This window comes from Streptomyces sp. NPDC048192 (genome assembly GCF_043202415.1).
GTDB lineage: Bacteria > Actinomycetota > Actinomycetes > Streptomycetales > Streptomycetaceae > Streptomyces.
This window is the reverse complement of record NZ_JBIDAL010000004.1, coordinates 40902-50990: the sequence shown is the minus strand read 5'-3', so window position 1 is coordinate 50990 and position 10089 is coordinate 40902. Positions and strand designations below refer to the sequence as shown.

Annotated in this window: 8 protein-coding genes; 7 read left to right on the top strand and 1 reads right to left on the bottom strand. The window is 67.3% G+C overall.

Annotated elements, in window-relative coordinates:
- The first annotated feature begins 77 nt into the window (after positions 1-77).
- Positions 78-266 carry a hypothetical protein gene (locus ACGFZN_RS08560; RefSeq protein ID WP_393857732.1) on the top strand — a complete coding sequence of 63 codons (189 nt, stop codon included), beginning with the start codon at positions 78-80 and terminating at the stop codon, positions 264-266.
- On the opposite strand, the gene ACGFZN_RS08555 is transcribed toward ACGFZN_RS08560, so the two are convergent.
- On the bottom strand, positions 247-822 hold the full coding sequence (locus ACGFZN_RS08555; protein ID WP_393857731.1) for a very short patch repair endonuclease: 576 nt from the start codon (positions 820-822) through the stop codon (positions 247-249). The genes ACGFZN_RS08560 and ACGFZN_RS08555 overlap by 20 nt on opposite strands.
- Before the next feature lie 387 nt (positions 823-1209).
- Here ACGFZN_RS08555 and ACGFZN_RS08550 point away from each other — a divergent pair, with 387 nt between their 5' ends.
- The 6 genes from ACGFZN_RS08550 to ACGFZN_RS08525 all read left to right on the top strand — a co-directional run bounded on the left by ACGFZN_RS08550 (position 1210) and on the right by ACGFZN_RS08525 (position 9908).
- Positions 1210-2499 carry a DNA cytosine methyltransferase gene (locus ACGFZN_RS08550; RefSeq protein ID WP_393857730.1) on the top strand — a complete coding sequence of 430 codons (1290 nt, stop codon included), beginning with the start codon at positions 1210-1212 and terminating at the stop codon, positions 2497-2499.
- 276 nt (positions 2500-2775) lie between these two features.
- A complete protein-coding gene (locus ACGFZN_RS08545) occupies positions 2776-5358 on the top strand; it encodes a Z1 domain-containing protein (RefSeq protein WP_393857729.1) in 2583 nt (860 codons plus the stop codon).
- Positions 5355-6371 carry a PD-(D/E)XK motif protein gene (locus tag ACGFZN_RS08540; protein ID WP_393857728.1) on the top strand — a complete coding sequence of 339 codons (1017 nt, stop codon included), beginning with the start codon at positions 5355-5357 and terminating at the stop codon, positions 6369-6371. Before ACGFZN_RS08545 ends, ACGFZN_RS08540 begins: the two co-directional genes overlap by 4 nt.
- On the top strand, positions 6368-8248 hold the full coding sequence (locus ACGFZN_RS08535) for a hypothetical protein (protein ID WP_393857727.1): 1881 nt from the start codon (positions 6368-6370) through the stop codon (positions 8246-8248). Before ACGFZN_RS08540 ends, ACGFZN_RS08535 begins: the two co-directional genes overlap by 4 nt.
- The gene (locus tag ACGFZN_RS08530; RefSeq protein ID WP_393857726.1) at positions 8245-9147 is read left to right on the top strand and encodes a hypothetical protein; all 903 of its coding nucleotides are present in this window, start codon (positions 8245-8247) and stop codon (positions 9145-9147) included. Before ACGFZN_RS08535 ends, ACGFZN_RS08530 begins: the two co-directional genes overlap by 4 nt.
- Entirely contained in the window at positions 9147-9908 is a 762-nt protein-coding gene (locus ACGFZN_RS08525) for a DUF6339 family protein (protein WP_393857725.1), read from the top strand. Before ACGFZN_RS08530 ends, ACGFZN_RS08525 begins: the two co-directional genes overlap by 1 nt.
- Positions 9909-10089: the final 181 nt, after the last annotated feature.

Here is a 10089-nt window from a genome sequence, read left to right as displayed (position 1 = left end):
TAGCTGCGGCTTGGTTTGATGCGGACTGCTCTTCACAGCGAATGACGGATCGGTGATCGGCATGCGATCCTAATGGAATGATCCGAGAACCAGCCGAGGTCGTGGTGCGTGAGGACGGCTCCGTGGAACTCCCCATGGGAATCCTCGTAGAGGCCGGTCTAGCTCCCGGCGCCCGACTCCTCGCCTACAGCGAGGGAGACGGGCGGATCGTGCTGCGACGGGAGGCAGATGCCGTAGAAGACCTGCTCAACGGACGTCTGCTCTGAGCACACGGGGGGCACGGTGCGCCTTCGCCTCGTCCAACCCCTGTCGCACGAGCTCCGCCGCATCGTCGATCGGAGTGTGCTCCCAGACTCGGACCACAAACCAACCGTGTTCCACCAGAAGTTTGTCTGTCTCCCTGTCGCGGTTTTTGTTGCCCTCGATCTTCGGGGCCCAGAAGTCCCTGTTAGTCGCCGGAATATTTCTATGGGTGGTACACCCGTGCCAGAAACAGCCGTCCACGAACACCGCGACTTTGTCCTTAGAGAAGACCACGTCCGCGGTCCGACGCAATGTGGCCACTGGCCTGGCATTCACCCTGAAGCGCCGCCCCTCCCGGTGTAGCAAGGAGCGGAGCCTTAGCTCGGGCTTGGTGTCGCGTCCCCGGTTGGAACGCATAGAAGCCTGGGTGCCCTTCGAGGACGCCCACGAGTCTCTTGTCTCTTCCTCTACGAGGAGTCCGGCTTCGTCGGCTAGACGCCAGGCAGCGCGGAGATTCGCACTCCGGGTCCCATGGTCGAGCTCACCGAGGACGTGTCGACGCCGACGTCCAGCGCTCATCCACTCGAGTCTGGCGAGGACGCGTCCCGTCCTCCGGGACGGGGCCAGCACGACCGTGGCGGGCACTTTGCCGACTTCGGTGCCTACTAGCCGCTTTGTGTGGCCACCAGCGGCCCGGTCCTGTTCACGTGCACGGTCGTTTCTGGTCATTCCGGCCCTCGGGCGCCAAGCACGGGAGGGTGGGCGCTCCGGTGAGCTACGCCGCCGGCCACCGCGGCCGGCCAATGATCCGCTCGCAGGGGGTCCAAGGTCCACTCCTCGAGCGTAAGCGGTCGTGTATCCGGATGGAGCCGTCTGAATGGACCTGATGAGGGCCGGCGCGAAACGTTGCGGAGCTGTATAGTCACAAAATTGCCTTCGGGCCGGCTGGCCGGCTACAGTGCGCCAATGAGCCAACCACAACCCGAAGTCGGCGCCACCGGAGAAGAGGCCGGCGGCGATACCGCTCTCCCTCCGCTAAGGACGATCGACCTCTTCGCGGGCTGCGGCGGGCTGACCCAGGGCTTCGTGGATGCGAGACACGGCGGCCGTACGGTGTACCGCCCCGTCGCCGCTGTCGAGCTTGATCGAGCAGCGGCGGCGACCTATACGGTGAACTTCGCCGAGAAGTTCGGGGCGCACATCCACCAGGGAGACATTGCGGCGTGGGTCGACAGACCCGGGGGCCTCCCTGAGGCCGACATCGTGTTGGGCGGCCCTCCCTGCCAGGGCTTTTCCAGGCTTGGCAATCAGGATCCGAACGATGCACGCAACCAGCTTTGGCGTCATTACTTGAAAGTGGTCTCGACCGTCCGGCCGATGGCCTTCGTCATGGAAAACGTCGACGCCTTCAGGAGCTCGCCGGAGTTCAGCCTTCTACTCGAAGAAACCCGCGATGGTGGCATTCTCTCCGATTACCTAATCTATGACGATCTCCTTAATGCTGCAGAATACGGTGTGCCTCAGCGACGCTTCCGTACGATCGCCGTCGGGATCCGTAAGGATCTACGGGTCGATGTCGGCTCAACCCGCCTGATCAACGATCTGACGGACATGGAGCTGCAGGCCGCACTTATCCCCGCGCCGTCGACCGGCCCCGAGAGCACCGTATGGCAGACGATCTCCGACCTCGTGCTGCGCAAGCTCTCCCGCGAGCTCCCCTCCCGGCGCGTGACCGCGAACGGACGCGAAATCGCTGGCCCTTTTTCCATGGACGAGCTACACCTGCGTCGAAACGGCATAAAGCCGATCTCGATGGCACGCTACAGGTCCATTCCCGAGGGTGGAAACCGGTTCGATATTCCATTCGAACTACTTGCGCCTTGCTGGAAGAAGCACACGAGCGGCTCCGCGGACGTTATGGGGCGGCTTCACCGGGACAAGCCATCGGTCACCATCCGTACGGAATTTTTTAAGCCAGAGAAAGGTCGCTACCTGCACCCCTGGCTACATCGCCCCATCACGCACCTCGAGGCGGCCAGGCTGCAGGGCTTCCCGGAGACCTTCCAGTGGTGTGGCAGCAGGAGCGACATCGCACGGCAGATCGGCAATGCCGTGCCCGTCGGGCTAGGACGCGCCATCGCCGAACACCTAGCCCCGCTGCTACTCGCTGCTCAGAGAGACATGCAAACGCGGAGCACGGTGAGAACCCCCCGCCCGAGGAAACCGCGACGCAGGCTGACGGCAGCCGCCGCCTGACTAGCCATGGGCAGAACGTTCGGAGACTCCAGTGCGGGGAACATCTCCCATCCGGCCCCAACACTGGGCGGGGCCGGATATAGAGTTGTTTCACTGGACACCGAAGTCGGGGCTGCAGCCGCTGTTCTACACCTGGGGAGGGTGAGGAGGTGGCGCGCCCCCGGCCGACTTGACGTCCGCGACCGACAGGGGCGCGGCACCGACGCCCTTCGTGCGGCGGCCGGACCGTAGACCATCTCCCGATCGCGGAACGCCGTGGATCCGAGGGGTGGGGGCTTGCAGGAGTTCGAGGATCAATACGAGGCGTTCAAGCGCCTCATCAAGACGCACACGCCTGAACAGGCGCTGGCGACGATCAAGCTCTTCGGCATGTCCGACGAGCTCGCCAAGCGCATCGCGGAGCGTCATCAGCAGGAGACGATCGCCATCCGCGAGAAGCGGGAACCGGGTTCCGTCGTCCGGAACAACCGTGAGACCTGGTATGTAGGTCCTCAGGAGGACGATAGGTGCTGGCCCGCCCTCAAGAGTCTGTTGGCGAAGCAGTCCTGGAACGAGGGCAGCCTGCGCGACCTCGACTCCGCGTCCACGAAGGTCGTCTCCATGCTCGACCACCCGTTGGAGAGCGCCTTCTCGACCAGGGGATTGGTGGTCGGGTATGTGCAGTCGGGTAAGACCAGCAACTTCACTGCGCTCGTCGCGAAGGCGGCGGACGCCGGATACAAGTTCTTCATCGTCCTCGCTGGCATCCACAACGGTCTACGGCTGCAGACCCAGCTCCGCCTCGAGCGGCAGCTGGTGGAGCCGGTGATAGACCAATGGCACACACTCACCGGACGCGTCGGAGACTTCGAACCTCCCGCAGGCAACCCGGCCGCCTTCTTCGGTGACAAGAGCCAGCAGCACGTCCTCTGCGTGGTCAAGAAGAACGTGCCCAGACTGCGGAAGCTCAAGGCGTGGTTGGAGAAGGCGCCCGACTACCTGCGTAATTGCCCGACACTGATCATCGACGACGAGGCCGACCAGGCGAGTGTCGCCTCACGCAGCACCAACCCTCTGATTCGGGAGATCATCGACCTGTTCCCCCGTGGGGGATACGTCGGTTACACCGCCACGCCCTTCGCCAACCTGTTGATCGACCCCGCCGCCAAGGACCTCTATCCGGAGGACTTCGTCGTCAACCTGCCGAAACCGCGGGGGCACTTCGGAACCGAAGTGCTCTTCGGGCGGGATGCGTTGGACGGTGAGGACCCGCAGGAAGTACCGGACGGGTACGACATGATCCGCACGATCCCCGACGAGGAGGTGCCCCTCGTTCGACCGGGGCGCGATGAGATCGAGGGATTCGTACCCGAAATCAGCGGTGCCTTGAGGACGGCCGTTCTGTACTTCTGGCTCGTCACCGCCGCCCGACGGGTGCGCGGAACGGGCGTGCCCCACTCCACGATGCTGATCCACACCAGTGTCAGCACCCTGGTCCATGAGAGTTTCGAAGGGCCCTTGGAGGCGTTCCGCAAGCGGACGGCCGGGTATCTCGAGACCGCCGACGGGGAGCTTCTCGATGAGTTGAGGCGGCTTTGGGAGGCCGAGGTCGCCCGCGTCCCCGGTAACGAGCCGGATCTCGGAGAGACGCCCGTCCCCTTCGACGCCCTCCTGCCGTTGCTGGCCGGTGTGGTGGACGACTGCCGCATCATTCTGGACAACTCGAAGAGCGTGAAGCGACTGGACTACGAGGCCGGTCCGGTCGTCGCCATCGCCGTGGGCGGCAACACCCTGTCGCGTGGCCTGACCCTCGAAGGGCTCGCCGTCAGCTACTTCGTGCGAAACGCCACGACGTACGACTCGCTGCTGCAGATGGGCCGTTGGTTCGGATTCCGCGAAGGGTACGCGGACCTGCCGCGCATCTGGATGACGGACGGGATGCGCGACTGGTTCCGGCACATCGCCACCGTCGAGTCGGAGATGCGTCGGGACATCGATGTGTACATGGTCGAGGACAAGACGCCCAGGACCTTCGCCGTCCGCATGCGAACCCACCCGTCGCTCCGCATCACGGCTGCGGGCAAGATGCGGGACGCGGTCAAGGCGAGCGCGGCGTACGGAGGGCAGCGGGTGCAGACCCGTTACTTCCGTACGCGGGACGCCGAGTGGTTGCAGGCCAACCGACAGGCCGCCCACGATCTCGTCGACCGCTCCCTGCGACTGGCGGGAGCCCGGCACGAGGACAGAGGGACGCAGGGTCGCCACATCCTCCGAGGTGTGCCCTACGACATCGTTCTGGACTTCCTCGACGAATACCGCTTCCACGGCAAGTCGCTGGAGTGTGACGCGGATCTGTTGCGCAGCTACGTCGAGCGCCGGGTGCGATCCGGGGGCGGTGGCGCGCTCAAGCGTTGGAACGTGGCGATCATCGGCAATCCGCTCAGCGGCGACCCGGACAAGCGGTACGAGTTCGCCCCCGGGCTCGCCGTCGACCGCGTCATCCGAGCGAAGCTAGGCGAGAGCGGGAGCGACGCCGCCGACATCAAGACCCTGATGAGCCGTCGCGACGCCGGCGTCGACCTCGACCTCGGTGCGCTGACGGAGATCAACGAGGAGGCGCTCAAGAACGCCAGACGTGAGCAGGCACCGGACACCGCGCTGTTGACCCTCTACCCGATCGACGCCCTGTCGCCTTCACCGACGAACCGCAAGAGTCGTGCCCCGCTCGACGCCGTCGACCACGTCATCGGCGTCGGTCTGGTCTTCCCGATGCCTCGGGGGGAAGACAGCGAGGTGGAGTACTACAGCGCCGACCTGTCCCGCGTACAGGACGACGATGAGGAGGACCTGTCGTTGCTCTTCGAGGAGGACGACAGTTGAGCGGGGGCGCCGATCTGCGGCGCGTGCTCGATCGGCACTGGGCCGAGTTGGACCTGACCCCGCTCGGCCCCGGAGCCGCTCTCAGGACTTCCCCGCTTCCCGTCGTCACCGAGCACGGGCCGGTCTCCGCGGCGACCGACGGTAACTCGTTGCGCCACCTGTTGATCCCCCTCCGGGGACGCCGGCGGATCCCCACCGGAAGGATCGGCGGAACACTCCGCGTCACGGAGCGGGCGCTGGAGGACGACGAGACCTACGGCCGTTTCGCAGACGTCGTCTGCACCCGGAGGGATCTCGACGACGTCTTCACGGGTCTGTGCGCCGACGTCCTCGTGGCCCTGGAGGCGGACGGACGGCAGCCTTACCGCACGACGCTGGCGGTGGTGAACCGCTGGCGCCAGCTCTTCAGCGGCGTGCCCCGCACGCTCACCGAGGCGCAGGAGATCGGCCTCGCCGGCGAGTTGTCGGTCCTGCTCCGCCTGCTCGACAAGGACCCGGGCGCCGTGAGGTGGTGGACCGGCCCCGAGGGCGGACGGCACGACTTCTCCGACGGTCTCCACGCCGTAGAGATGAAGAGCACCCACACGACGTCGGAGCGCAGGACTTTCGACGTCCACGGACTCGACCAGCTGGAGGCGCCCCAGGGCGGTCGTCTGGTGTTGGCCTGGCATCGGTTCGAACGGACCCCGCGGGGGCGGACCGTCGGCGAGCTCGCCGCGGAGGCGGCGCGATTGTGCGTCGACGAGTCGGAGCTGTGGCTTCGCCTGGCACGTGTCGGCTACCGGAACGGACGGACGGACGACGAAGGCGCGCTGCGCGTGTCACCCGTCGAGGAACGTTGGTACGAGGTCGACGGGACCTTTCCCCGTCTCACGGCGGCTTCCCTGAGGGAGCCGGTACCCGACGGGCTTCTGGACGTTCGCTACACCGTGGATCTGGCGGGCGTCCACTCGCCGATGCTGGACGATCCGGCCGTGGACGCTTTCCTTGACGAGATGGGGCGGACGTCATGACCGTGGAATCCCCGCGTTGGTCGTCCGAACCCTACGCTCCCGGCGGCGGAGGGACGGCCGAGGGCGCCTTGAAGAACCTCGACGGCACCGAGCTCGACCCGCTGACGCTTCTCGTGAGGGAGTCGGCCCAGAACAGCTGGGACGCGCGGACCGGGGACGGCCCCGTGGACTACCGAGTGGAACTGCGCACCCTCGGACCCAGCGAGGCGCCGGTATGGCGCGACCTCCTCGCCGCGGGCGCACCCCAGCTTCGACACCTCAAGCTTCGGGCTTCGCTGGCACGTCCCGCCCTGCGCATCCTGACCGTGACCGACACGGGGACGAGGGGACTGGGCGGACCCACCCGCGCCGACGTCGCGGTTCCCGGGCAGTCGGATTTCGCGTCTTTCGTCCGCAAGACCGGCAGCTCGAGCAAGGTCACCGGTCGTGGTGGCACCTATGGTTTCGGAAAGGCGGTGTTCCACCTCCTCTCCGCATCGCACACGGTGGTCGTGCACACGCGCTGTCGGGTGGACGACCGGTTGGAGACCCGACTCATCGGGTGGGCGGTGCACGAGAGTTACACCGTGGAAGGCGACGACGGTGCGAAGACGTTCACCGGCCGCCATTTCTGGGGAAGGGTCCGGCACGGTTACGTCGAGCCGCTGGTCGGGGAGGAGGCGGACGAGGTCGCCGGAAGTCTCGGCCTGGCCTCCCTCCCCGACGGTGAGACCGGGACCTCCGTCGCGATCCTCGACCCCGTCTTCGGCGAACGCGACGACGCCGAGGCCATGCGGTGGATCGTCGACGCGATGGTCTGGAACCTTTGGCCGAAGATGCTCCCGGAAGGGGGCAACGCGCCCATGCGCTTCTCCGCCAGTCACGAGGGCCGGGCCGTTCTCGTTCCCAGGCCGTCGGAGGTACCCCACCTGCGCCCGTTCGTCTGGGCCTACGACGACATGAATCGCCTCGTCGAGCACAAGTCCCTGGGACGCGTCCTGGGCCGACTCGGTATGCGGAAGTTCATCTCACCCCAGGGAAGACCCCCGCGGGTGGCGCAGGAGGCGGGTATCGGTGACCGGCTTCACCACACGTGCCTCATGCGACCGGTCGAGCTGGTGGTGAAGTACCTCGAGGGACCCCCCTTCTTCGAGGAAAGCGGGGGCTACGCCGCGGTCTTCCGCGCCGACGCCGGCATGGACCGGGTCTTCGCGGCCGCGGAGCCCGCGTCGCACGACGCCTGGTTGGTGGACAAACTCAGCGGGCACGAACATCGCCTGGCCAAGCACGCCCTCCGCAAAATCAGCGACGCCATGAAGGAGGTTTCCGGACCCGCCCCGGTGGCGAATGAGGCGGGCGAAGGCGTCTCCCTCGCGGGGATGAGCCGACTCATGGCGGGGCTCATGGCGGGTACGGCGGGAGAGGGCGCGGAGGCAGTTTTCGCCACGGGCACGGCGTCCCCCGGAGGGGCCGCGGGTACCGGGCGGGGATCCGCGGGTACGGCCGGACCCGGCGGGATCCCCGGTCCCAGAGGAGGATCGAGCGCCCCCTCCGGTCGCCGGCGCGTTCTGTACGACGGCGCCCCCGAACACGACGTCGTCGACGGTGAAGCCGTCCTCGTCCAGCGATTCACCCTGCCCGACGCGGGTTTCTGCGTCGTACACGGTCGTCCCGCCGTCGCGTTGGGCGACGACCGCGGTGTCGAGACGGAGCCACCCATCGGGGCGTCGATCCCCACGGTGTTGGGATGGCGTGCGGGGAACGGGCCCATGACGAACGGGTCCTCGTTGCATGCGGTCGGCGGTGACGGCACGGTCTGGTCCCTGATCGTCAGGCCGGCCCCCGACACCATGACCGAGTTGACGGTCGTGGCGGAGACGGGGGGTGGCGATCGGTGAACCATCGCGCCTACCCCTATCGCAGGGCGGCCGTCGGATCGGTGACGATGGCCGAGTGGTCCCTCAAGTCCGAGGACGGGGAGGCCGTGCCGTTGCCCGCCTTCATACCCGACTGGGACTTCCAGAGAGACCTGTCCCTCGAGACGGTGGTCGATGTCGACCTCGACGCAGTCAGGGCTTCGGCGGGACTCCCCTACGAGGCCGAGCTCGCCCTCTCCGTGATCTGGAGCTCCACCGGCAGCGGCCTTCGACGGCTGGCCGACCGGATCAGACTGCATGGCGGGGGCACCCGCTCGGCACAGCTTTCGTTCACCGTGATCGGACGCGACAGCGGCGGCCTGCTGTCCGTCGACACCCAGCTGGTCCTCGCGAAGGCTCTGGACAACCCGGATCCGACCGGCCCCCGGCGTGCGGGATCCGTGCTCTGGCATCACCGGACCGGGGTGCGGCTGCAGGGCGACGCGTCGCAGTTCCCCATGGCGGTGGTCGACTTCAAGAGCGCCGGCTACCCGGAGAAAGCCCCCTGGTACCTCGACATCGGTCCGAACCTGGAGGCGGCGACGATGGGCGCCGTCGTGCTTCTCGTGAACAGCGGCACGCCGATCGTGCTCAACGCGCTTCGCCGCGCGGAGAAGGCGTCGTACGCGGAACGGCTCATCCAATCCGCCCTCCGACAGGACGTCGTCCGCCTGATGATCGAGCGGGCCGTGGCGGACGAGGAACTGATGGATACGTCCCGGTTCGAGCCGGACACGCTCGGTCATACGCTGCTCGGCCTTCTGCACACCTTCCTCCCCGGTACGTCCCTCACCTCCCTGCGCATGACACGTCGCACGGATCCGGCGCTCTTCTCGGCGAAGATCCAGCACGCCGTCGGCCTCTTCTCCAAGGAGACGTGATGGTCTACCTGTATCCGCGTCTTCTGCCCGCGGCCGCGACCGGCCTCCGGGAGGAGTATCTGCACCGTTCGGTCGAGTACCTGCGTGATCGCTCGGCTCTCTCCCATCCGGCCATGTTCTATGCGGCCACCGGCGGGGCCCGTCTTCCCGAGCGGAGACTCGGCTCCCTGCGCGAGGCGGTGCTCGCACGCGCCACCGAGCGCGGCTATCCCACCAAGCCCGGCAGGAAGCAGGCGGCGGGTTTCGACATCGAGGTGGCGACGATCCTCCACCGGGACTCGGGCATCGTTCCGGCGGAGGCGGTCGCGGGTGATCTCTGGGCCTTCCTCTCCCTCGTCGTCCTGCCGGACGTGTCCGCGTGGAGATTCGCGGATCTGCACCGTGACCGGGTGCTGGGGACCGACGTCACACGCCACGTCTTCGGTCGGTTGTGGTGGCGGGCACACCTTCTGTACGACGAGGACGGCGGGAGGGAGGACCTCTACGCCTCGCTGTCCGTCCTCAACGAGTCGGCCTTCGATCAGATCTACGCCCGACGCACCTCGATCGGCGGCAGTCCCCATCTGGTGCGGGCGATCGTCCGGGTCTGGCAGACGCTCGACATCCCGCCCGACGCGGAGAGACGGGTACTCCGCGATTTCCTCATGCGGGTGCTCAGGCTCAACGCCTTCATCTCCTTCGACTCGCTGCCGGCGGAGGTACTCGACGAGGAGTTGGAAGGCGTGTTCCGGGAGTCGCTGTCCGTGGTGGTCGGAGCGTAAGCCCTCGAGTGACCTCGGGAGTCTTCCCTGAGAAGGAGAGCCGCGGGGGGGGGCCCCCCCCGGGGGGGGGGGGGGGGGGGGGGCGGGGGGGGGCGCGGCGGGGGGGGGGGGGGGGGGGGGGGCGCGGGGGGGGGGCGGGGGGGGGGGGCGGCGGGGGGGCGGGGGGGGGGGGGCGGGCGCG

Excerpts from the sequence above, each read along its gene's own strand:
- ACGFZN_RS08560 (WP_393857732.1), top strand. The coding sequence starts at position 78 with ATGATCCGAGAACCAGCCGAGGTCGTGGTGCGTGAGGACGGCTCCGTG.
- ACGFZN_RS08555 (WP_393857731.1), bottom strand. The coding sequence starts at position 822 with ATGAGCGCTGGACGTCGGCGTCGACACGTCCTCGGTGAGCTCGACCAT.
- ACGFZN_RS08550 (WP_393857730.1), top strand. The coding sequence starts at position 1,210 with ATGAGCCAACCACAACCCGAAGTCGGCGCCACCGGAGAAGAGGCCGGC.
- ACGFZN_RS08535 (WP_393857727.1), top strand. The coding sequence starts at position 6,368 with ATGACCGTGGAATCCCCGCGTTGGTCGTCCGAACCCTACGCTCCCGGC.
- ACGFZN_RS08525 (WP_393857725.1), top strand. The coding sequence starts at position 9,147 with ATGGTCTACCTGTATCCGCGTCTTCTGCCCGCGGCCGCGACCGGCCTC.